A 20,839-nucleotide genomic window follows, 5' to 3' on the forward strand; every position below is an offset into this window, starting at 1 on the left:
ATCCGCGCCGAGGCTGATTGTATCGACCCATCTGACGTCGGCGTCTGACGCCTGCGCCTCCCTGGACGACCGGAGCCCGCGCGGGTCCGATGGAAAGACACCGAATGCGTAAACTGCTTCTCATCGGCTGCGCCGCCCTGGCCCTGGGCGGATCGGCGGCGGCTGTCGCCAGCCAGACCCCGCGCAACGAGACCTTCCGCATGCTCCAGATGTTCGGGGACGTCCTGGGCATCGTCGAGCAGGCCTATGTGGTGCCGGTCGACAACAAGAAGCTGATCGAGGCCGCCCTGTCGGGGATGATGACGGCCCTGGACCCGCACTCCAACTATCTGCCGCCCAAGTCCTATGGCGACCTGCGAGAGCGGACCACGGGCGAGTACTCCGGCGTCGGCCTGACCATCACCTCCGAGGGCGGGCTGGTGAAGGTCATTTCGCCGATGGACGACAGCCCCGCCGGTCGCGCGGGCGTTCAGGCCGGCGACGTCATCAGCGCCATCGACGGCCAGAACGCTTCGGGCCTCAGCGTCTCGGAGGTGTCCGACAAGCTGCGCGGCGCCATGGGGACCAGCGTCACCGTCACCTTCCTGCGCGACGGCGAGGAGCCGCGCGAGGTCAAGCTGACGCGCGAGGTGATCAAGGTCGAATCCGTCACCGGTCGACTGGAAGGGGACTTCGGCTACCTGCGTATCTCGACCTTCAACGAGAACACCGGCCGCGAACTGACCGAGACCATCGAACGGCTGAAGCGCGAGAAGCCCGGCATCAAGGGCTATGTGCTGGATCTGCGCAACAACGGCGGGGGGCTGCTGACGGCGGCCATCGACGTGTCCGACGCCTTCCTGGAGCGTGGCGAGATCGTCAGCCAGCGCGGGCGCAAGCCCGAGGACATCGAGCGCTACGCCGCCAAGCCGGGCGACCTGACCGGCGGCCTGCCGGTGGTGGTCCTGATCAACTACGGCTCCGCCTCGGCCTCCGAGATCGTGGCGGGCGCCCTGAAGGATCAGGAGCGGGCGACGGTCGTCGGCCTGACCAGCTTCGGCAAGGGGTCGGTGCAGACGGTCATCCCGCTTCGGGGCGGCCAGGACGGCGCCCTGTCGATCACCACGGCGCGCTACTACACGCCGTCAGGCCGTTCCATCCAGAAGATCGGCATCGAGCCGGACCTGGAGGTCGCCCGCTCCGAGGCCGAGGCCCGCATCGTCTCGCGTTCCAGCTTTATCTATTCCGAGGCCGCCTACGCCACGGCTCTGGATTCCTCCATCGGCGCCGAGCGCAAGGGGCCTCATGTCCCGCATGAGGCGCCGGGCGAAGGCTTCGACAAGACCAAGGACTATCAGTTGCAACGGGCCCTGGACGTCCTGCGCGCCGGGGGCGATCTGAGCAAGCTGGCCGCCGCGCCGGAGACCGTCGTGGTCACCGCGCCTGGAACCCGGCCGCTCGAGACCGCTGAAGCGGAGCCGACCCAGCCGGACGACGCCACGCCCGATTGACGGCCGGGCAACGTGGTGAACGGGCCGTTAGGGTTTCTTAACCGGCCTTGGGGATAAGTGAGGATCGAGGAGGGCCGTGTCGTGCGGGTCTCCAGTCCCGCCCCTGTCGTCCGAGCGCCGCCCTGTCCATGTTCGCCAAGCGCCAGTCCGCCCTCGCCGCCACCGCCGGTCTGCCGCCGGAGGCCCGCTCGCGCGCCGGCCTCGAGGCCGTCGTCGCCGTTCTGAAGAAGCCGCCGGTCGCCGTGGCGGCTGCGGGCGCCTTTCTGCTGACGGCCGGGGTGCTGTTCGTCGCCGTGCTGGGCGATCCGCGCGCGGGCGCGCCGTCCGCGCGGGCGTCGCTGCAACGTCCGTCCGCCGTCGAGACGGCGCCGACCGGCGCCGACGCCTTCGCCATGAGCGGCCTGGACCTCTATCAGGACATGGCCGGCGGCGATCCGGCCCTGCTGGACCCCAACGGCGCCGCCGGGGGCGAGGCCCTGATCACCCTGCCGGACGGCGCCAGCGTGGCGGGCGGTTCGGCCATCGCCGCCCCGGTGCGCGCGCCCTCCAACCCCCTGCCCAAGGCGCCGATCGCGGGTCTGTTCTCGCCCGGCCCCAACGGCGCCCTGCCGCGCATCGCGCCGGACGGCCGCGTCCCGGCCCAGGCCTACGCCCGACCCTTCCGCTCGAACGGCAAGCCCATGGTGTCGCTGGTCGTCGGCGGTCTGGGCCTGAACGCCGTCACCACCCGCGCCGCCATCGAGCGCCTGCCCGCCGAGGTGACGCTCAGCTTCGTGCCCTACGCCGAGGGCCTGCAGGCCTGGATCGACATGGCCCGCGCCCAGGGCCACGAGGTGATGATCGAACTGCCGATGGAGCCGACCGGCTATCCCGAGAACGATCCCGGCCCCTACACCCTGCTGAGCAGCGGCGGCGCCGACGACGTCGAGGCCAAGCTGGACTGGTTGCTGGGCCGCGCTGTCGGCTATTTCGGCGTGACCAACTATCTGGGCGACCGTTTCGCCACCTCGGACGAGGGCATGGGCGCCATGCAGGCTGTGCTGCGTCAGCGCGGCCTGGCCTTCCTCGACGACGGCTCGATGCGCCGCAAGCCCGGCGCCTTCGCCCGCGCCAGCGCCGACCGCATCATCGACGAGCAACAGAGCCCCGCCGCCATCATGGGGCAGCTCAACGCCCTGGAAGCCGCCGCCAAGACGCGCGGCGCGGCTTTGGGCACAGGCTTCAGCTATCCCGTCACCGTGGAGGCCGCCGCTCGCTGGTCGGCCGGACTGGAGGCGCGAGGCCTGCAACTGGCGCCCGCCTCGGCGATGACGCGCCGCCCCGGCCGCTAGTCGGGACGCCTAGACCAGGGTCGTCGACAACCAGGCGGCCCCGAAGGAAGCGGTCGCCAGGATCAGGAGCAGGCCCTCGAAGGGAGAGAGGGCCCAGGCTGAGCGTCTGCGGCGGGTTCTGCTGTCCATCTATGCCTCTCGCACTTGAGTATGACCTCGAGGGCCAGGGCCGGCGCGCCACGGATCGGCAGCGGCTGGCCGTAAAGGCCGCGCCACAAGAGGTCCATCACGCGATCAGCTTGCCCCAAGGGTTCCATGCGCGCATTGGCCACGACGTCGGGCGCGCCGTCCCCATCATATGTTAGGCGCTGTGGACAACCGTGGTTTTTGTGTTCAACGGCAAAGCTCTGGCGCGGCGGCACCTGGGGATCATTGCCGCGCGGCGGCTTCGCGAATCCTGCCGACCATGCTGTTCAGCCCGTTGGCGCGCTGACGGGTGAGGGCGGCCGGCAGGCCCAGGCGGTCCAGCGCCGCTCGAGCGTCGAAGGCCAGGATCTCTGCTGGAGTCCGACCGGAGTAGAGCTTGAGCAACAGGGCGATATTGCCCTTGGACAGGGCGCTGTCGCTGTCCGCGTCGAAGAAGAGCCGGCCGTGGGCGCTTCGGGTCGACAGCCAGACCTGGGCGGCGCATCCGGGCACCTTGTTGGCTTCGATACGGGCGGCCTCGGGCAGGGGCGGCAGACCCTTGCCCAGGTCGATCACGTATTCGATCCGGCCTTCCCAGTCCCCGAGCAGGTCGAACTCCTCGACCAGTTCGGCCAGGGTGTCGTCGAGAGGCAGGGCGGGAAGGGCGTCGGTCGAGCTCATGGAAGGCGACATAGGCCCCGCCGGCCGGATCGACAACCGCGACGCGTCTTCATGAGGTCATGGTCTGCGCCGTTTTGGCACAATCGCCCGCAAGGCGAGCGGCCTTTGGTCGGCCTTGGTGGAGGTCTAGACTCACGGGTTGAATCAACCCGTTTCAAAGGCTCGGATTGAAGCCGTCGCCCGCCCTGTTCGAAGCGATCCGTTCCTCCGACGCGTCAGACGCGTCGGACGGCGCCGCCGTCGCCGCCTGGCATGCGGGCTGGGCCACGGCGGTGGGTCTGATCGCCCTGTCCGGCGCGGGGCTGGGGCGCGGAGGCGTCGGCGGGCTGGGCCTTTCGGCCGCCCTGATCATGGCCGCGCCCGGGCTTCTGGGGCTGGTCCTGCTGATGCGGGACGGCCGCATGGCGAGGGCGGCCTTGCTGGCGGCCTGGGGACTCGCCACGATGGCGGCGGCGGGCCTGACGGGCGGCGTCGCCGGGCCGCTGGCCGGTTTTGTCTTCATGCCCCTGGCGGCGGCGATCGCACTGGCCGGGGCGCGCTGGACGACGGCGGGCCTGCTGGGAACGGCCCTGACCGTGGTGGTCGGCCTGACCGCCTCGAGCGTGAACGGCGCGCAGCCGGTTGCGCCGGGGATGGCGACGGCGTCGGCCCTGCTGGCGACCGGGGCGCTCGCGCTTGCTTTTCGCATGAGCGCCGGCGCGCAGACGCGTCGTCTGAAGGCGGTCGAGGGCGCCGTGGCTCAGGTCGAGACGGTTCTCGCCGGTCAGCCGGGGCTGACCCTGGTGCTGGACGCATCGGGCGGCGCCCTGGCGGCCTATGGCGCCGCGCCGGCGGCCCTGCCGGTGGACGTCCTGTTCGACGAAGGCCTGGCGTCCGCCGTCCATGCGCCGGACCGTCCAGCCGTGCTGGCGGCCCTGGCCAAGGCGGCGGCCGGCGCTGAGGCCCAGGTCCGTTTCGCGCCGCGCCTGGCGCTGGATCGACGCATCCTGCTGGTGTTGCGACGCCAGGAGAGCCGGGCGGGCGAGCCGGTTCGATTGATCGCGGTGGCGCTGGACGCCACCTTGCAGCACGCCCGCGAGGAAGAGTTGGATGCGGCGCGCGTCGAGGCCGAGGTTCAAAGCGCGGGCAAGACCCGATTCCTCGCGCATATGAGCCACGAGTTGCGCACGCCGCTGAACGCCGTGATCGGATTCTCGGACATCATGCGCCAGCGGCTGTTCGGGCCCGTGCCGGAGCGGTATGCGGAATACGCCGAGTCGATCCACACCGCGGGCGGGCACCTGCTGGCCCTGATCAACGACGTGCTGGACGTCAGCCGCATCGAGGCTGATCGCTATGAGTTGAACATCGAAAGCTTCGACGCCCGCGAAGCCGTTTCAGCCGCCCTGGCCCTGGTGCGGGTTCAGGCCGACGACAAGGGGGTCGAGCTGGCCGCCGTCCTGCCGCCCGAAGCCTTGATCGTGGCGGCGGACCGGCGAGCCTTGAAGCAGATTCTGCTCAACCTGCTTTCCAACGCCGTGAAGTTCACGCCGTCAGGCGGGTCGGTCACCGTGACCGCCGAGGCCCTGGGGAGCATGCTGGAGCTGACGGTCGCCGACACCGGCGTCGGCGTGGCCGCCGAGGACCTGATGCGTCTGGGACGCCCGTTCGAACAGGCGGGCGACGCGGCGCAGCGGGCGCAAGGCACGGGGCTGGGCCTGTCCCTGGTGCGATCGCTCGCCGAACTGCATCAGGGCGCCATGACGATCGAGAGCACGCCCGGCGAGGGGACGGCGGCCAGCGTTCGTCTGCCCGTTCTTGTCGCGGGTCCCGCCGCCGCCGACGCCCAGGTCGCTCCGCTGAGCCGTCGCGCCTGACGATCAGCCGACCGCGCGCAGATGCGGAGCGCCGGATGCGCCGCGATCCAGACGGAAGCGGCCGACCTGCTGATTCAGGCTGACGGCTTCGTTGGCCAGTTGGCGGGCGGCGGCGGTGGCCTCTTCGGTCATGGCCGCGTTCTGCTGGGTGATGTCGTCCATCTCGCCCATGGTGCGGCGGACGCGGGCCAGGCCTTCGGCCTGATCCTGGGCCGAGCCGGCGATGCCGCCGGCCAGACCATCGATGGCCACCACGCGGCCGCCGATCCGCTCCAGCGCCTCGCCGGTGCGTTCAACCAGATCGACGCCGCGCGCCACCTGGGCCGAAGAGGTCGAGATCAGGGTGCGGATCTCGCCCGAGGCTTCGGACGAGCGCTGGGCCAGGGCGCGGACTTCCTGGGCCACGACGGCGAAGCCGCGACCGGCGTCGCCCGCGCGGGCGGCCTCGACCCCGGCGTTCAGGGCCAGCAGATTGGTCTGGAAGGCGATCTCGTCGATCAGGCTGGTGAAGCGGGCGATGCCGGTCGAGGACTCGGCGATGGCGTGGATGGCGGCGACGGCCTCGCCGACCACCTGGCTGCTTTCCTCGACGTCGACGCGGGCGGCTGCGAGCGCTTCGGCGGTCTGGCGGGCGTTGTCGGCGGTCGAGGCCACGGCGCGGGCGATGGCGTCGGCCTCGTTGACCGTGCGCTCCAGGTTGGCGGCCTGACGCTCGGTGCGGCTGGCCAGGTCTTCGGAGGCGGTGGCCAGCTGGTTGGAGCCGGCGCTCAGGCTCTGCACGCTGTCAGCCACGGCGCGGACGGCGGTGCGCAGGGCGCGCGTCGCGGCGTGGAAGTCGTTCTGCAGGCTGCGGTATTGTTCGGGGAAGACGCCCGGAATGGTCGTCGACAGGTCGTTCTCAGCCAGGTCGTGCAGCGCGGCGCCCAGGGCGCGGACCACCTCGGTCTGACGGGCCTCGGCCTCGTCATGGGCGGCCTGGACCTTGTCGCGCTGCTCCTGCAGCACGTCGAGGTAGATGGAGATGGCCAGGTCCATGTCCAGCATGACCCGCTGGGTCAGCTCGGACACGGCCTCGGCGGTGATGCGGTCGTGCTCGCGCCTGTTGGCCCAGAACTTCCGGGGGCGGGCGGCGATGGCGCGGGTCAGGTGGGCCAGGATGACGCTGTAGCCGCCGATGTACCAGCGCGGCTCCAGCCCGATGCGGGCGTGGACGTGGCCGATGGTGCGCACGGACTTGGCGTAGTCCTCGTCGGCGCGGCCGTCGATGATGGCGTCCCAGTGGCGCTCCTGCGCCTTGCTGGCGGCGGTGATGTGGGCCTCTTCGCGGAAGAAGCGACGGGTGGTCGGCTCGGCGCGCACCCGGTCGTAGAAGGCGGCCAGGGCCAGCGGGGTTTCACGGCGCAGCAGCGGCCCCATGGCGCGATAACCGCTGGAGGCCTGTCCCAGACCCATGAAGCCCATGCGGAGGCCGATGTTTTCGCCCGCCATGATGTCGTCTCGCTACCTACGCCGGCGCAGGGGAGCGCGCCTGCTTATCCCTTTGAACCTTAGGGGTATTGCGCCCCTTAAGAGGGGGCTGCGTAGAAACACGTAAGCGCGACGGTTCGTGTCGGGGCGTAGGTCATATAAAGACATCCTTATGGCTTGATTGCCCCGGCGGGCCGGGCGCGCTATAGCGGCGCCTTGAAAATCCCCGCCGCGAGAACCCCTTCATGACCGACTATATCGTTCGCGACATTTCCCTGGCCGAATTCGGCAACAAGGAAATCGCCATCGCCGAAACCGAAATGCCGGGCCTGATGGCGCTGCGCGCGGAATACGGCGCGTCCCAGCCGCTGAAGGGCGCCCGCATCGCCGGCTCCCTGCACATGACCATCCAGACGGCGGTGCTGATCCAGACGCTGGAAGCCCTGGGCGCCGAAGTGCGCTGGGCCTCGTGCAACATCTTCTCAACCCAGGACCACGCCGCCGCCGCCATCGCCGCGTCGGGCACGCCGGTCTTCGCCTTCAAGGGCGAGACCCTGGTCGAGTACTGGGACTACGCCCACAAAATCTTCGAATGGGCCGACGGCGGCTATCCGAACCTGATCCTCGACGACGGCGGCGACGCCACCTTGCTGTGCGTGCTGGGTCCGAAAGCCGAGAAGGACGCCTCTGTCCTCGACAATCCGCAGAACGAGGAAGAGGAAGCCCTCTTCTCGGTCATGAAGCGCTATCTGAAGGAAAAGCCGGGCTTCTACTCGGCCATCCGCGACGCCATCGGCGGCGTGTCGGAAGAGACGACCACGGGCGTCCACCGCCTGTACCAGATGGCCGAGCGCGGCGAACTGCCGTTCCCGGCCATCAACGTCAACGACAGCGTCACCAAGTCGAAGTTCGACAACCTGTACGGCTGCCGTGAATCGCTGGTCGACGCCATCCGTCGCGGCACCGACGTCATGCTGTCGGGCAAGGTCGCGGTGGTCTGCGGCTACGGCGACGTGGGCAAGGGCTCGGCTGCTTCGCTGCGTAACGGCGGCGCCCGCGTGATCGTGACCGAGATCGATCCGATCTGCGCCCTGCAGGCCGCCATGGAAGGCTATGAGGTCCAGACCCTGGAAGACGTCGCCGACAAGGCTGACATCTTTGTCACTACGACGGGCAACAAGGACGTGATCCGCCTCGAGCACATGCGGGCCATGCGCAACAACGCCATCGTCTGCAACATCGGCCACTTCGACTCGGAAATTCAGGTCGCCGCCCTGAAGAACTTCAAGTGGGACAAGATCAAGGATCAGGTCCACCATGTCGAATTCCCGGACGGCAAGAAGATCATCCTGCTGTCGGAAGGCCGTCTGGTGAACCTGGGCAACGCCACGGGCCACCCGTCCTTCGTGATGAGCGCCTCCTTCACCAACCAGACCCTGGCCCAGATCGAGCTGTGGACCAACGCCAAGGCCTACGAGAACTCGGTCTACACCCTGCCCAAGCATCTGGATGAGAAGGTCGCCTTCCTGCACCTGGCCAAGCTCGGCGCCAAGCTGACGACGCTCAGCAAGGACCAGGCCGAATACATCTCGGTGCCGGTCGAGGGTCCGTTCAAGCCGGAACATTACCGCTACTAGGACCTGATGGTTTGAAAGCAGGAACCCCGCGTCGGCGACGACGCGGGGTTTTTCATTTCCTCCCCATGCAATGGGGAGGTGGATCGGCGGCGCAGCCGACGAGACGGAGGGGCCGCTTTGTTAAAGCGTAGAAGCCCCTCCACCGCTTCGCGGTCCCCCTCCCCATGCCATGGGGAGGAAAGTCGCTTGCTTAGGCCGCGTCGCGCGGATCGTAGGCGTCGGTCTCGCGGCCCATCAGGCCGGTCTCGAAGTCCATGAAGATGTCGATCAGTTCGTCGACCCCGACCGGCGGGGCCTTGGGACCGAAGCGGAAGCGCCAGAAGCTGACGATATGCTGCACAGCCCCCAGCTGGTCGCCCAGCCGCGCGAACAGGGTCGGGGCTTCCAGCAGGAAGTCGCGGAAGGCCAGGGGCTTGCCGTCGCGCGTCAGCCCGGCGTAGGCGTCGTCATAATAGCGCAGGGTGCGGCTGACCTCTTCGCAGGTCTTCATGATCCGCCCGCGCAGGACGCTGCGCCCCCGGTCGATGTATTCCTTGGCCGCCCGGTCGCTGGGCCCCACGGGCTGGACCGACCCCACCTCGTCGGCGACGTTGACGATGTCGGCCATCAGGCTGGCCAGGGTCCACTTGTAGTAGAGGAAGCCCTTCCAGCAGAAGACGCCTTCCTGGTACTGTTCGGGCTCCAGCCGCAGGGTGGCGCGCAGGGCCTCCAGCCGGTCTCCCGGGGCGTTCGACAGGATCTTCGACGCCATGCGGGCGGTCGAACCGACCGCCGCCACGCCGTCGCCCATGCTCAGCGTCACCAGAGGCTCGATCTCGCTCTGGACGAAGGTCAGCATCCGTTCCAGGTCGGCCTCGCTGAGAGCGAAGTAGCAGGGGGCCGCGTCCACCTCGCCGCGCCGAAGTTGTTCGCGAAGCAGGAAGGGGTCCAGCGACGGCAGCTGGTCCATCAGCCGCAAGGTTTTCAGATCGGGGTGATCGGCGGCGATGCCGAAGGCCTCCTGCATGGCGCGCTCGAAGCCGATCTGGTTGACGAAGACGAAGCGGCCCCCGGTCTTCAGATCGGTGCTGTCGATCGGCACCACCACCTTGGTCGCCACCTGGCGGCGGCCGGGGAAGGAGTCGGTCTCGTTGCGCCGCAGCCGGTGCTTGATGATCAGGGCGGTGTTCAGCGCCGGGGTGCGGAACATGGGGCGGTCGTGCCAGTCGTCGGTCTCGCCATGCTCGTCATAGACCTTGAGCAGGTTCAGGACCCGCGCCGTCGAGGCGGTGCGGCGCAGGTGTTCCAGATTCCGGACGGCGCGATCACTCATGGACGCGACATTGCCCGCCAAAGATGACTAACGGCTTAGCTGGCAAGAAAGAGGGCCGCCTCATCAGAGACGGCCCTGTTCAGTTTGGGGAGGAAGGAGAGGGATCAGAAGCGGGCGTTGACGCTCAGCCAGAAGCTGCGGGCCTTGTCCTTGTTGTTGTAGTGATCGAGGAAGGCGACCTCGCCGGTGGACTGGTAAAGGCCGTCGCCGTCCAGATCGACGAAGGCGGTGTCATAGGTCGTGAAGTCCTCGTCGAGCAGGTTGTTCACCCGACCGTTGAAGGTCAGCCAGCTGTTCACCTCATAGGAGGCGGCCAGGTGGAACACGGTGTAGCTCTTGTAGAACAGCTCCCTGGCGTTGACCGTGTCATAGCTGCGGTAGCGCTTGGAACGCATCTCGCTCGACAGCAGGAAGTTCAGCCTGTCCGTCGCCTGCCAGTCCAGCGAGGCGTTGGCCATGTGCCGGGCGCTGTTGCCCAGAGGACGGCCGGCGTTCTGGCCGCTCTTCTGTTCGCTGTCGGTGAAGGTGTAGTTGCCGCGCAGGCCGACGGTGTCGAGGATCTGCCAGCGACCGGCGATCTCGGCGCCGCGGATCACGACCTCGTCGATGTTGGTGGCGCGGCTGCTGCTGCCGTAGCCGATGTCCGCAAACTCGCCGGACGAGGCGCAGGGCAGGTCCGTTCCCACGCCGCAGGGCTGGTTGGCGATCTTGTCTTCAAAGGTGTTGTTGAAGATGGTCGCATTGAAGTTGTGGCGGTCGGGGTGGCGCCAGTAGACCGCCAGTTCCGTGCTGACGCTGGTTTCCGGCTGCAGGTTCGGGTTGCCGAACATGGGCGAGGTGCCCTGACCGCCGAAACCGGTCACGCCGTCATACAGCTGGGTCGTCTGCGGGGTCTTGAAGCCCGTGCTGACGCCGCCCTTGACGGTCCACTGGTCGTTGACCGTGTAGACGCCGTACAGACGCGGGCTGAACTGGCTGCCGAACATTTCATGGTCGTCGTAGCGGATGCCGGCGGTCAGGGCGAAGGCGGTGGTGGCCTGCCAGGTGTCCTCGGCGAACAGCGAGAACATGTTGTGTTCCTGCTTCTGGTTCGGCTTGCCGCTTTCCATGCCGAAGACGCCGTCCGTCAGCTCGCCGCGAATGACCTGCCCGCCCAGAACGGCGACGTGGTCGCCCGCGAACTGGAAGGGAATGTCCATCTGGGCGTCGAGGGTATACTGGGCGCTTTCCAGGGTGCGCTTGGGACGCGGCAGGAAGGTGGCTTCAGCCAGGGCGCGCCGGTCGGCGAGGTTCATGCCGGCGTACTGGCCCGTGCCGTCGAACATGGCCAGCAACTCGGTGCGTTCGGCCACGGTGAAGGGCATGGTGCGGCCGTCGTTATTGGTCGCGACGTGCGACAGCGACACGCGGCTGTTGCCGAAGCTCCAGCGGCCTTCGTGGGTCAGGGCCCAGCTGTCGCGGGTGAATTCCTGCGTCGGGCTGTAACCCACGCGCGGGTTGGCGCGACGCGACCAGACGCCGCCGTTGTTGGCGCAGGCGGCGGCGTTGGCGCCCGTGGCTCCCAGGCAGAAGTTCCCGGCCGTCCAGATGCTGGCGATATTGTCGACGGTGCCCACGGGGTATTCCGGCTGGCCTGCGTCGTTGGTGCGGATCTTGTTGTTATATTCCTGCTGCGACGTGTCGTAGTCGAGCGTCAGGGTCTGGTTGGCGGTCGGCGTGAAGGTCAGGGTCAGGCCGCCCGAGATGTTGGTGTTGTCCACCGTCTTGCCGCCGCCGCCGAAGCCCAGGGAGCGGTTGTGGGTGTCGCCGGCGGGATCGGTCACGGGCGAGAAGACAGGGTTTGATGCGCTGCGGTCGTACCAGCTGCCGCGGACGCCCAGATTCAGCAGGCCGCGGATCAGGGGGCCGGTGGCGTAGAGGTCGACCGTGGTGTCGTCGCCGTAGGCGTCGTCTTCCTGCAGGGTGCGGCCCACGCTCATCGAACCGCTCCAGCGATCCATCGTGCGCTTGGTGATGATGTTGATCACGCCGCCCATGGCTTCGGCGCCGTAAAGGGTGGAAGCCGGGCCGCGAATGATCTCGATGCGTTCGACGGCGTCCATCGGCGGGATGTGGTTGAACTGGTTGCCGCCGAAGTCATTGGGGTAGATGTTGCCGTGGTTGTTCTGGCGACGGCCGTTGACCAGGATCAGGGTGTAGTCCGAACCCATGCCGCGCATGGAGATGGTGCCCTGGCCGGTCTTGTCGCGGGTTTCGCCGACGTCCACGCCTTCCAGGTCGCGCACGGCGTCCAGCAGGGTGATGTAGGGGCGGCGCGTCAGGTCTTCCTGGGTGATGACGCTGATGCTGGCCGGGGCGTCGGTGAGCTTCTGCGAGAAGCCGGCGGCGGTGACGACGACATCCTCGACGGTGGTGGCCTGGCTCTGGTCGACGACGACCTCTTCCGCCGTTGCGGTCTGACCCGTGACGAGGACGGCCAGGGCGGTGGCGGCCAGAAGCGACGAACGGCGAGAGACGGCGAAGGAAGACATGAATAGCCCCGGTTGATTTGCGAGCGCCTCTCAACAGCAATGGATGTTGTGTGACAACCGGGGTGTGCGAATAGGTCGCAATTGCGCGCAGGCCTGGCTCGATGTCGCGACGCTGGCGCGGCGCGAGCGGCGGGCCTAGAAGGCGGACATGGAAATCTTCGACATCCTGATCCTCGTCGCCATCGCGGCTGTGACCATCACCCTCGGTTTCGGCGTCTACACCCTGTATCGCGGCGGCGACTTCGCGCGCTCGAACTCGAACAGGTTGATGCGGTTGCGCGTGGTTCTGCAGGCCGTGGCGGTGATGCTGCTGATCGGCGGCATGTGGTGGAAGTCCACGCACGGCGGTTGAATTCAGAGCGAGGGGGCTCAAACCATGGTCACGCTGAACAAGATCTACACCCGCGCCGGCGACGGCGGGAAAACCCGCCTGGCCTCAGGCGCGCCGGTGTCCAAGACCGACCTGCGCGTCGAGGCCTACGGGGCGGTCGACGAGCTGAACGCCGTGATCGGCGTGGCCCGTCTCAACAGCGGCCAGAACGACCGCATCGACGCCATGCTGGGCCGTATCCAGAACGAGTTGTTCGATCTCGGCGCCGACCTGGCCACCCCTCTGGACCCGGCCCCGAAGTGGGAGGCCCTGCGCATCCTCGCCTCGCAGGTCGAGCGGATCGAGACCGAAATCGACTGGATGAACGAGAGCCTGAAGCCGCTGGACAGTTTCATCCTGTCGGGGGGCTCGCCCCTGTCGGCGCATCTGCATCTGGCGCGCACCGTTTGCCGTCGTGCCGAGCGCGACGCCATCCGTCTGACGGAATCGGGCGAGCAGGTGAATCCGGACGCGATCCGCTATCTGAACCGGTTGTCGGACCACCTGTTCGTCGCGGCCCGCCGCGCCAACGCCAATGGCGCCGCCGACATCCTGTGGAAGCCCGGCGCGACGCGCTGAGGCCGAGCCCGGCCTTTCCTACTGCTGGCGCAAGGCCTGAACCCGGGCGCGTTCCGCCTCGGTCGCCGCGTCGCGGGCGCGCTTCTGGGCGTTCAGCTGATCCTCGATCTCGATCAGCTCCTTGTTCTTTTCGGCGGAAGCCTCGGCGCGGCTGACGCCGATGGGGCGGCCGGTGATTTCGGCGATGGAGATGGGTTGGGCGCAGATACGGCTTTCCATGTCGTACCACTTGCCTTGCGCCTCGCAGCGCTCGCCCGGCTCCATCCAGTAGCGCTGGAACACGAAGACCCCGGCCATCATCAGGCCGAAAATGCCGAAGAAGAGGACGCTGAGGCGGCGGATCGTCAGAAAGCGTTTCATACGGGTCTCATAGTGCAAAATTGGGCCGCGGACACGAACAGAGTTCACGTAGCGTTACGTTGACAGGCCGGTTTCGTCGGTCCAATCCCTCGGGCCACATTTCGATGACCAAGTGGATAGGCTCATGAAGGTACTCGTCCCGGTGAAACGGGTGATCGACAGCAACGTCAAGGCTCGCGTCAAGGCGGACCAGACCGGCGTCGACCTGGCCAACGTCAAGATGAGCATGAACCCCTTCGACGAGATCGCCGTCGAAGAGGCCGTGCGCCTGAAGGAAGGTAAGGAACACCATGCCGCAGGCACGGCGACGGAAATCGTCGTCGTCTCCATCGGCGTGACCCAGGCCCAGGAAACCCTCCGCACGGCCCTGGCCATGGGCGCCGACCGCGGCATCCTGGTGCAATCCGACGCCGACCTGGAGCCGCTGGCCGTCGCCAAGCTGCTGAAGGCCGTGGTGGACGAGGAGAAGCCGGACCTGGTCCTGCTGGGCAAGCAGTCGATCGACGGCGACAACAACGCCGTGGGTCAGATGCTGGCCGCCCTGCTGGACTGGCCGCAAGCCACCTTCGCCGGCAAGCTGGTCATCGACGGCGGCAAGGCCGTGGTCACCCGTGAAGTCGACGGCGGTCTGCAGACTGTGGCGGCGGAACTGCCGGCCGTGGTCTCGGTCGACCTGCGCCTGAACATCCCGCGCTACGCCTCCCTGCCCAACATCATGAAGGCCAAGAAGAAGGAGATCGCCATGAAGGCGGTCGCCGACTACGGCGTCGATGTCGCGGACCGTCTCAAGGTTCTGAAGGTGACGGAGCCGCCGAAGCGTTCGGCGGGCGTCAAGGTCGCCGACGCGGCCGAACTGGTTTCCAAGCTCAAGTCCGCGGGGGTCCTGTAATGGCCGTTCTCGTCATCGCCGACCACGACGGCTCGGCCGTTCGCGACACCACCCACAAGACGGTGACGGCGGCCCTGGCCCTGTCGTCGGACGTGGATGTTCTGGTCCTGGGCAAGGGCGCTCAGGCCGTGGCTGACGCCGCCGCAAAAATTTCGGGCGTGCGCAAGGTCCTGCTGGCCGAGGGCGACGCCGTCGCTCACGGACTGGCCGAGGCTGTCGAGGCCACCGTCCTGCCGTTGGCCGCTGGCTACGACGCCATCCTGACCCCGGCCAACACCGACGGCAAGAACTTCGCGCCGCGCATCGCCGCCAAGCTGGACACCGCGCCGATCTCGGACATCGTCGAGGTCGTCTCGGCCGATACCTTCGTGCGCCCGATCTACGCCGGCAACGCCCTGGAGACCGTCCAGTCGGCGGACGCCAGGAAGGTCATCACCGTGCGTCCGACGGCCTTCGCCGCCGCCGCTGAAGGCGGTTCGGCCCCGGTCGAGACCGTCGCTGCGGGCGAAGCGCCCAAGACCGCCTTCGTCTCCGAGGAAATGGTCAAGTCGGATCGCCCCGAACTGGGCGCCGCCAAGATCATCGTCTCGGGCGGCCGCGCCCTGGGCTCGGCCGAAGAGTTCCACGCCGTCATGGAGCCCCTGGCCGACAAGCTGGGCGCCGCCATCGGCGCCTCGCGCGCCGCGGTCGATGCGGGCTACGCCCCCAACGACTATCAGGTCGGCCAGACCGGCAAGGTCGTCGCCCCGGCCCTCTACATCGCCATCGGCATCTCGGGCGCCATCCAGCACCTGGCCGGGATGAAGGACTCCAAGGTCATCGTCGCCATCAACAAGGACGCCGACGCTCCGATCTTCCAGATCGCCGACTATGGCCTGGTCGCCGACTACAAGACCGCCGTGCCGGAACTGATGGCCGCTCTGGGCTAAGCCGTCGGTTAACGGATCGAGAAGGGCGCGGTGCCATCAGGTCCGCGCCCTTTTTCGTGAAGGGGAGTGCAGAGGAATGGCAGTCAGTCTCAGCATGGAAAACACCTACCGGCTGCTCAAGGGGGCTTGGCAGGCGGGAGACCGCGACCGCGAACACGCCCTGCACCTTCTTTTTCTGGCTTGGATGCACTGGGCGGAGCCGGAATTCCTGACGGGATTGACGGAAGATGCAGATGAGAGGGAGCTCTGGCATTCCATCTACCGGCACTTTGGCGGAGAGGCGTCGTCAGACGCCGAGTTCCTCTTCGTAGCTTCGCTCATGATTAACCTCTTCCCATGGGTGCTGGGTGATGTGGCGGAATGGGAAGCTCGCGCGCAGAGAATGGCGGAGCGGTCTCTTGGGTTGAGGCCTGAGGGCTTTTCGACGAGAGCGTTCGAGGGACGCGGAGATTACGGAGAGTATTTTACTATCAACGCTCGGGGGGAAACCGCATGACGCGCCAACGTCCACAATGGATCAAAGCCTCTCCATCCATGAGCCATTGACCGCCCGCGTTCCCATCAAGCTGACGCCCCGCGCCGCCGCCGACCGCATCGACGGCTGGGACGTGGACCCCGACGGTCGCCCGGTGCTCAAGGTCCGGGTCCGCGCCCAGCCGGTCGAGGGCGAGGCCAACGCCGCCCTGACCGTCTTTCTGGCCAAGACCCTGGGCGTGCCGAAACGGGCGGTGACCCTGGCGCGCGGCGGGCAGTCGCGACTGAAGATGGTCGCGGTCGAGGGGCTCAGCGAGGCCGAGGTCCGGGAACGATTGTCTGGCGTCTGACAAATCGTCTGACATTTCCCCTTTACGACCGGGGGGAACCCCCATTCTATGTCGTCCCATTGTCTGCCCGCCGTATGCGGGCGCGAGGGGGTCTCGCTCATGTTGCTTAACCGTCTGCGGGGCCCAAGCCTCGCTGTCCTCACCTGCGCGCTGGGCGCCCTCAGCCTGTCGGCCTGCGCCACGACCGGCGACGCCGCGCCCAAGACCGAGACGGCCTTGGCGTCGTCGTCCCGGGACCGCACCATGGCCCCCGGCCTGGACGGCTGGGCCAATACGGACCCCTATCCCTCGACCTATCGCGGCCTGCCGCGTGAAAACCTGGCCCTGGTCGGCGCCACGGTCCTGACCGGGACGGGCCAGAAGATCGAAGGCGGCGTGGTGATCGTCACCGACGGTCGCATCGCCGCCGTCGGCGGCGCCGACACCCCGGTCCCGGCGGGCCACAAGGTCATCGACGCGCGCGGCCGCTACGTCACGCCCGGCGTTATCGACATCCACAGCCACCTCGGCGTCTATCCCTCGCCCGGCGTCATGGGCATGAGCGACGGCAACGAAGCCACCAACCCGAACACGGCCCAGGTCTGGGCCGAGCATTCGATCTGGCCTCAGGACCCGGGTTTCAACACCGCCCGCGCCGGCGGCGTGACCACGCTCCAGATCCTGCCTGGTTCGGCCAACCTGTTCGGCGGCCGCGGCGTGACGGTGCGCAACGTGCCCTCCGTCACCATGCAGGGGATGAAGTTCCCGGGCGCCCCCTATGGCCTGAAGATGGCCTGCGGCGAGAACCCGTCGCGCGTCTATGGCGGCCGCAACCAGTCTCCGGCCACCGGCATGGGCAATGTCGCCGGCTATCGCGCCGCCTTCATCGCCGCCCGCGATTACAAGGCCAAGTGGGACAAGTGGCGCGAAACGGGCGAGGGGTCGCCCCCGACCCGCAACCTGCAGCTTGAGACCCTGGCGGGCGTTCTGGACGGTTCGATCCTGATCCAGAACCACTGCTACCGCGCCGATGAGATGGCGGTCATGCTCGATGTGGCCAAGGAGTTCGGCTACAAGGTCACCACCTTCCATCACGCGGTCGAGGCCTACAAGATCGCGCCGATGCTGGCCCGTGAAGGCGTCTGCGCCGCCATGTGGACCGGCTGGTGGGGCTTCAAGATGGAAGCCCTGGACGGCATCGAGGAAAACGCCGCCCTGACCGACGCGCCCGAGGGCTCGTGCGCCGTCATCCACTCCGACGACGCCGAACTGATCCAGCGCCTCAATCAGGAAGCCGCCGCCGCCCTGTCGGCCGGCCGTCGCGCCGGGCTGAACATTTCCGAGGAACACGCCATCAGCTGGATCACGCTGAACGCGGCCCGGGCCATCGGTATCGACAAGGAGACCGGCTCGCTGGAGCCCGGCAAACGCGCCGACGTGGTGATCTGGAGCGCCGATCCCTTCTCGATCTACGCCCGCGCCGATCAGGTCTTCATCGACGGCGGTCTGGCCTTCGACCGGTCCAACCCCGCCTACCAGCCCGTATCCGATTTCGAACTGGGTCAGCCCGGCTTCGGCCAGTCCGCCGCCGGCGTCGCCCAGGGAGCTCGCTGAACCATGCGTATCCAAACCCTTCTCGCGGGCGCAGTCGCGGCCCTCGCCCTCGTCGGTCCCGCAGCGGCCCAGGATGTCGCCATCACCGGCGGCCGCGTCCTGACCGGAACCTCGGTGATCGAGAACGGCACCGTGGTCGTGCGCAACGGCCGGGTCGTCTCGGTCGGAACGGGCGCGGCCCCGGCCGGTCTGCGCACCGTCGATGCGCGCGGCAAGATCGTGACGCCGGGCTTCGTCGCCGTGGATTCCGGCCTCGGCGGTTCGGAAGTCGGCTCGGTGCGCGGCTCCAACGACCTGTCGAACAACGCCAACAGCCTGAGTGCGGCCTTCGACCTGTCCTATGGTCTGGACCCCTGGTCCTTCACCCTGCCGGTCGCCCGCCTCGGCGGCGTCACCCGCGCCGTGGTCACGCCCCAGCATGCCGGTTCGGGCGGCGGTCACAGCCATGACGACAGCGATTTCGCCGGGGCCGGTCACGGCGGCTATCAGCCGCCGGGCCTGTTCGCCGGGCAGGCGGCGGTCATCAAGCTGGGCGGCGCCGACATTCTGGTGAAGCCGCGCGTGGCCATGGTTGCCCCCTTCGGCGAGGCCGGAAAGGGCGTCGCCGGCGGCGCGCGCGGGGCCGAGTTCGTCCTGTTCAAGGAGACCCTGGCCGAGGTTCGCCTCTATGCGCGCAACAAGGCCGCCTATGACCGCGCCGCCCTGCGCGACCTGTCGCTGTCGCGCGCGGACCTGGAAGCCCTGATCCCGGTGGCGAACGGCTCCATGCCGCTGATCGTCAGCGTCAACCGCGCCTCGGACATCCAGCAGGTCCTGCGTCTGGCCCGCGAGGAGGGCGTCAGGGTCATTCTTGACGGCGCCGCCGAGGGCTGGCTGGTCGCCGACGAGATCGCGGCGGCTCGCGTGCCGGTACTGCTGCACCCGATCACCAACCTGCCCGGCAATTTCGAAATGCGGGCGGCGCGGATGCAGAACGCGGCGGCGCTGAACGCGGCGGGCGTGGTCATCGCCATCAAGGGCAATGAGGGTTCGACCCACCGCGCCCGCGACATCCGCTACAACGCCGGCAACGCTGTCTCGCACGGCCTGCCCTTCGCAGCGGCCATCCAGGCGATCACGGTCAACCCGGCGCGCATCTTCGGTTTCGACGGCCAGTTCGGTGAGCTGAAGCCGGGCGCGGCGGGCGACGTCGTGGTCTGGTCCGGCGACCCGCTGGAGCCCCTGACCCAGCCCTCGGCCGTCTTCATCGACGGCGTGGAGCAGCCGCTGCAGGCCCGCAACCTGTTGCTGCGCGACCGCTACCGCACCGGCGGCGAAGGGGCCATGCCGGTGGCCTATCCGCAGTAGGGCATAGTTTTCCTCCCCACTCTGTGGGGAGGGGGACCGCGAAGCGGTGGAGGGGCTTCTCGCCAAGCTCGACCGAGCCCCTCCGTCTCGTCGGCTGCGCCGCCGATCCACCTCCCCACAAAGTGGGGAGGAGAAAGCGCTCTCTTCTCGCCGCCAGCGCGACACGTCATAAGACGTCCATGCCCACCACCCTCTACATCGACGCCGACGCCTGCCCCGTGAAGGAGGAGGTCTATCGCGTGGCTCGCCGCTACGGGCTCAAGGTCTTCGTCGTGTCGAACGCCTGGATCAACGTCCCGCGCGAGGCCCTGATCGAGCAGGTGGTGGTCGACGCCGGTCCTGACGTGGCCGACGACTGGATCGCCGAGCGCGCCGCAGCCGGCGACATCGTCGTCACCGCCGACATTCCTTTGGCGGACCGATGCCTGAAATCGGGCGCCCAGGCGCTGAAATCCAATGGTCAGCCCTTCACCCCCGACTCCATCGGCTCGGCCCTGGCCGGGCGCATGGTGGGCGAGCATCTGCGTTCCATCGGCGTGGCCACCAGCGGCCCGCCGCCCTTCTCCAACGCCGACCGGTCGCGCTTCCTGCAAGCCCTGGATACGGCGGTCGTCCGTGCACGGAAGACGGCGCCATGAGCCGCATTCCCGAGGACGAGCTGGAGTTCCGCTTCTTCCGCGCCGGCGGGCCGGGGGGGCAGAACGTCAACAAGGTCGCGACGGCCCTGCAGATGCGGTTCGACGTGAAGAACTCGCCCAGCCTGACCGAGTCGGTCAAGGCGCGGCTGATGAAGCTGGCGGGCAGCCGGCTGACGCTGGACGGGATCATCCAGATCACCGCCGTCCGCTTTCGGACGCAGGAGCGCAACAAGGCTGACGCCATCGCGCGGCTGGACGAGATGGTGGCCGAGGCCTCGATCAGGCCGGTCTATCGCGTGCCGACGCGGCCCACGCGAGCGTCGAAGGAACGGCGGCTGCAGGCGAAGTCCAGCCGCGCCTCGATCAAGAGCGGACGCGGCAAGCCTTCGCTGGACTAATCGCCCTGGGCCGGACGGAAGAGCAGGGCCGCGATCTGGTCCTGTTCGTCGAAGGCGATGACCCAGTCGGTGGCCTGTTTGTCGAAGACGACGCGGAACAGGTCGGCCCCGTCCTGCTGGCCGCGATGGGAAACGCTTTTCAAGGCGCCGAACTGCTGGACCATGGGCATGACCTGCGGCGCCTGGGCGCGAATCTGGGTCGCCAGATCGTCGCTGAACACGGAGTAGTCCACCTCGCCGGACTGGAAGGAGGCGATGGCGGCGCGCAGGGCCTCTTCGGAACGGGCGATGTCGGGCGCTTCGGCGACCGGCGCCTGACGGGGCAGGGCGGGGCGCTCGGGCGCAGGCGTCTCGAAGGCGTTCGGCAGGGTGGCCGCCGCGCCGCCTGTGGAGGCAGGAGGCGTCGTCTGGGCCGCGACGGGCAGGGCCAGGAGGCACGCGCCCAGCAGGGCGGCGGCGAAGGTCGGGGTCTTCATAGGCG

Annotated in this window: 20 protein-coding genes; 14 read left to right on the top strand and 6 right to left on the bottom strand. The window is 68.2% G+C overall.

The genetic code is table 11. The features are described from left to right. Nucleotides 1–104 precede the first annotated feature (104 nt). Complete coding sequence (locus ACZ5XO_RS01575) at nt 105–1,490, top strand: S41 family peptidase (protein ID WP_464163583.1); 1,386 nt, start codon at nt 105–107, stop codon at nt 1,488–1,490. A gap of 128 nt (nt 1,491–1,618) precedes the next feature. Next, complete coding sequence (locus tag ACZ5XO_RS01580) at nt 1,619–2,821, top strand: divergent polysaccharide deacetylase family protein (protein ID WP_464163584.1); 1,203 nt, start codon at nt 1,619–1,621, stop codon at nt 2,819–2,821. A gap of 369 nt (nt 2,822–3,190) precedes the next feature. On the opposite strand, the gene ACZ5XO_RS01585 is transcribed toward ACZ5XO_RS01580, so the two are convergent. After that, nucleotides 3,191–3,628, bottom strand: coding sequence for a SufE family protein (locus ACZ5XO_RS01585; RefSeq protein ID WP_464163585.1), 438 nt, complete (start codon nt 3,626–3,628; stop codon nt 3,191–3,193). Nucleotides 3,629–3,795: 167 nt separating this feature from the next. Between ACZ5XO_RS01585 and ACZ5XO_RS01590 the strand changes: the two genes are divergently transcribed. Then, on the top strand, nt 3,796–5,484 hold the full coding sequence (locus ACZ5XO_RS01590; RefSeq protein WP_464163586.1) for a sensor histidine kinase: 1,689 nt from the start codon (nt 3,796–3,798) through the stop codon (nt 5,482–5,484). Between the two features lie 3 nt (nt 5,485–5,487). Here ACZ5XO_RS01590 and ACZ5XO_RS01595 read toward each other — a convergent pair whose 3' ends face one another. Beyond that, nucleotides 5,488–6,972 (bottom strand): globin-coupled sensor protein, encoded by a 1,485-nt coding sequence (locus ACZ5XO_RS01595; protein WP_464163587.1) that lies wholly within the window; start codon nt 6,970–6,972, stop codon nt 5,488–5,490. A 224-nt stretch (nt 6,973–7,196) separates the two neighbouring features. On the opposite strand from ACZ5XO_RS01595, the gene ahcY reads away from it, so the two are divergent. Continuing rightward, entirely contained in the window at nt 7,197–8,588 is a 1,392-nt protein-coding gene (gene ahcY, locus ACZ5XO_RS01600) for an adenosylhomocysteinase (RefSeq protein ID WP_464163588.1), read from the top strand. Between the two features lie 190 nt (nt 8,589–8,778). Here the strand turns inward: ahcY and ACZ5XO_RS01605 are convergent, their stop codons facing one another. Both ACZ5XO_RS01605 and ACZ5XO_RS01610 read right to left on the bottom strand, forming a co-directional pair. Continuing rightward, the gene (locus tag ACZ5XO_RS01605) at nt 8,779–9,900 is read right to left on the bottom strand and encodes a hypothetical protein (protein ID WP_464163589.1); all 1,122 of its coding nucleotides are present in this window, start codon (nt 9,898–9,900) and stop codon (nt 8,779–8,781) included. A 104-nt stretch (nt 9,901–10,004) separates the two neighbouring features. Then, entirely contained in the window at nt 10,005–12,431 is a 2,427-nt protein-coding gene (locus tag ACZ5XO_RS01610; protein ID WP_464163590.1) for a TonB-dependent receptor domain-containing protein, read from the bottom strand. A gap of 148 nt (nt 12,432–12,579) precedes the next feature. Between ACZ5XO_RS01610 and ACZ5XO_RS01615 the strand changes: the two genes are divergently transcribed. Next, nucleotides 12,580–12,783, top strand: a complete 204-nt coding sequence (locus ACZ5XO_RS01615; protein ID WP_464163591.1) for a twin transmembrane helix small protein — start codon at nt 12,580–12,582, stop codon at nt 12,781–12,783. A gap of 24 nt (nt 12,784–12,807) precedes the next feature. Next, nucleotides 12,808–13,380, top strand: a complete 573-nt coding sequence (locus ACZ5XO_RS01620) for a cob(I)yrinic acid a,c-diamide adenosyltransferase (protein ID WP_464163592.1) — start codon at nt 12,808–12,810, stop codon at nt 13,378–13,380. 18 nt (nt 13,381–13,398) lie between these two features. On the opposite strand, the gene ACZ5XO_RS01625 is transcribed toward ACZ5XO_RS01620, so the two are convergent. Next, on the bottom strand, nt 13,399–13,740 hold the full coding sequence (locus ACZ5XO_RS01625; RefSeq protein ID WP_464163593.1) for a hypothetical protein: 342 nt from the start codon (nt 13,738–13,740) through the stop codon (nt 13,399–13,401). Between the two features lie 124 nt (nt 13,741–13,864). Between ACZ5XO_RS01625 and ACZ5XO_RS01630 the strand changes: the two genes are divergently transcribed. The 8 genes from ACZ5XO_RS01630 (at nt 13,865) to arfB (ending at nt 20,358) form a co-directional block, all read left to right on the top strand. Then, nucleotides 13,865–14,629, top strand: a complete 765-nt coding sequence (locus tag ACZ5XO_RS01630) for an electron transfer flavoprotein subunit beta/FixA family protein (protein WP_464163594.1) — start codon at nt 13,865–13,867, stop codon at nt 14,627–14,629. Next, nucleotides 14,629–15,558, top strand: coding sequence for an electron transfer flavoprotein subunit alpha/FixB family protein (locus ACZ5XO_RS01635; RefSeq protein WP_464163595.1), 930 nt, complete (start codon nt 14,629–14,631; stop codon nt 15,556–15,558). Before ACZ5XO_RS01630 ends, ACZ5XO_RS01635 begins: the two co-directional genes overlap by 1 nt. 94 nt (nt 15,559–15,652) lie before the next feature. Continuing rightward, nucleotides 15,653–16,054: a hypothetical protein gene (locus ACZ5XO_RS01640; protein WP_464163596.1), complete on the top strand. Its 402-nt coding sequence runs from the start codon at nt 15,653–15,655 to the stop codon at nt 16,052–16,054. Nucleotides 16,055–16,100: 46 nt separating this feature from the next. After that, nucleotides 16,101–16,382, top strand: coding sequence for a DUF167 family protein (locus ACZ5XO_RS01645; protein ID WP_464163597.1), 282 nt, complete (start codon nt 16,101–16,103; stop codon nt 16,380–16,382). Between the two features lie 99 nt (nt 16,383–16,481). Continuing rightward, nucleotides 16,482–17,975, top strand: a complete 1,494-nt coding sequence (locus ACZ5XO_RS01650) for an amidohydrolase (protein ID WP_464163598.1) — start codon at nt 16,482–16,484, stop codon at nt 17,973–17,975. A 3-nt stretch (nt 17,976–17,978) separates the two neighbouring features. Next, entirely contained in the window at nt 17,979–19,322 is a 1,344-nt protein-coding gene (locus ACZ5XO_RS01655; RefSeq protein ID WP_464163599.1) for an amidohydrolase family protein, read from the top strand. A gap of 179 nt (nt 19,323–19,501) precedes the next feature. Continuing rightward, nucleotides 19,502–19,960: a YaiI/YqxD family protein gene (locus ACZ5XO_RS01660; RefSeq protein WP_464163600.1), complete on the top strand. Its 459-nt coding sequence runs from the start codon at nt 19,502–19,504 to the stop codon at nt 19,958–19,960. Then, complete coding sequence (gene arfB / locus ACZ5XO_RS01665) at nt 19,957–20,358, top strand: alternative ribosome rescue aminoacyl-tRNA hydrolase ArfB (RefSeq protein ID WP_464163601.1); 402 nt, start codon at nt 19,957–19,959, stop codon at nt 20,356–20,358. Before ACZ5XO_RS01660 ends, arfB begins: the two co-directional genes overlap by 4 nt. Here arfB and ACZ5XO_RS01670 read toward each other — a convergent pair. Then, nucleotides 20,355–20,834, bottom strand: coding sequence for a hypothetical protein (locus ACZ5XO_RS01670; RefSeq protein ID WP_464163602.1), 480 nt, complete (start codon nt 20,832–20,834; stop codon nt 20,355–20,357). The two genes, arfB and ACZ5XO_RS01670, sit on opposite strands and share 4 nt — an antisense overlap. Between the last annotated feature and the right edge of the window lie 5 nt (nt 20,835–20,839).

This window comes from Brevundimonas sp. T2-11 (assembly GCF_055397675.1).

Excerpts from the sequence above, each read along its gene's own strand:
- ACZ5XO_RS01575 (WP_464163583.1), top strand. The coding sequence starts at position 105 with ATGCGTAAACTGCTTCTCATCGGCTGCGCCGCCCTGGCCCTGGGCGGA.
- ACZ5XO_RS01580 (WP_464163584.1), top strand. The coding sequence starts at position 1,619 with ATGTTCGCCAAGCGCCAGTCCGCCCTCGCCGCCACCGCCGGTCTGCCG.
- ACZ5XO_RS01585 (WP_464163585.1), bottom strand. The coding sequence starts at position 3,628 with ATGAGCTCGACCGACGCCCTTCCCGCCCTGCCTCTCGACGACACCCTG.
- ACZ5XO_RS01595 (WP_464163587.1), bottom strand. The coding sequence starts at position 6,972 with ATGGCGGGCGAAAACATCGGCCTCCGCATGGGCTTCATGGGTCTGGGA.
- ahcY (WP_464163588.1), top strand. The coding sequence starts at position 7,197 with ATGACCGACTATATCGTTCGCGACATTTCCCTGGCCGAATTCGGCAAC.
- ACZ5XO_RS01605 (WP_464163589.1), bottom strand. The coding sequence starts at position 9,900 with ATGAGTGATCGCGCCGTCCGGAATCTGGAACACCTGCGCCGCACCGCC.
- ACZ5XO_RS01610 (WP_464163590.1), bottom strand. The coding sequence starts at position 12,431 with ATGTCTTCCTTCGCCGTCTCTCGCCGTTCGTCGCTTCTGGCCGCCACC.
- ACZ5XO_RS01615 (WP_464163591.1), top strand. The coding sequence starts at position 12,580 with ATGGAAATCTTCGACATCCTGATCCTCGTCGCCATCGCGGCTGTGACC.
- ACZ5XO_RS01620 (WP_464163592.1), top strand. The coding sequence starts at position 12,808 with ATGGTCACGCTGAACAAGATCTACACCCGCGCCGGCGACGGCGGGAAA.
- ACZ5XO_RS01625 (WP_464163593.1), bottom strand. The coding sequence starts at position 13,740 with ATGAAACGCTTTCTGACGATCCGCCGCCTCAGCGTCCTCTTCTTCGGC.
- ACZ5XO_RS01630 (WP_464163594.1), top strand. The coding sequence starts at position 13,865 with ATGAAGGTACTCGTCCCGGTGAAACGGGTGATCGACAGCAACGTCAAG.
- ACZ5XO_RS01635 (WP_464163595.1), top strand. The coding sequence starts at position 14,629 with ATGGCCGTTCTCGTCATCGCCGACCACGACGGCTCGGCCGTTCGCGAC.
- ACZ5XO_RS01640 (WP_464163596.1), top strand. The coding sequence starts at position 15,653 with ATGGAAAACACCTACCGGCTGCTCAAGGGGGCTTGGCAGGCGGGAGAC.
- ACZ5XO_RS01650 (WP_464163598.1), top strand. The coding sequence starts at position 16,482 with ATGTTGCTTAACCGTCTGCGGGGCCCAAGCCTCGCTGTCCTCACCTGC.
- ACZ5XO_RS01655 (WP_464163599.1), top strand. The coding sequence starts at position 17,979 with ATGCGTATCCAAACCCTTCTCGCGGGCGCAGTCGCGGCCCTCGCCCTC.
- ACZ5XO_RS01660 (WP_464163600.1), top strand. The coding sequence starts at position 19,502 with ATGCCCACCACCCTCTACATCGACGCCGACGCCTGCCCCGTGAAGGAG.
- arfB (WP_464163601.1), top strand. The coding sequence starts at position 19,957 with ATGAGCCGCATTCCCGAGGACGAGCTGGAGTTCCGCTTCTTCCGCGCC.
- ACZ5XO_RS01670 (WP_464163602.1), bottom strand. The coding sequence starts at position 20,834 with ATGAAGACCCCGACCTTCGCCGCCGCCCTGCTGGGCGCGTGCCTCCTG.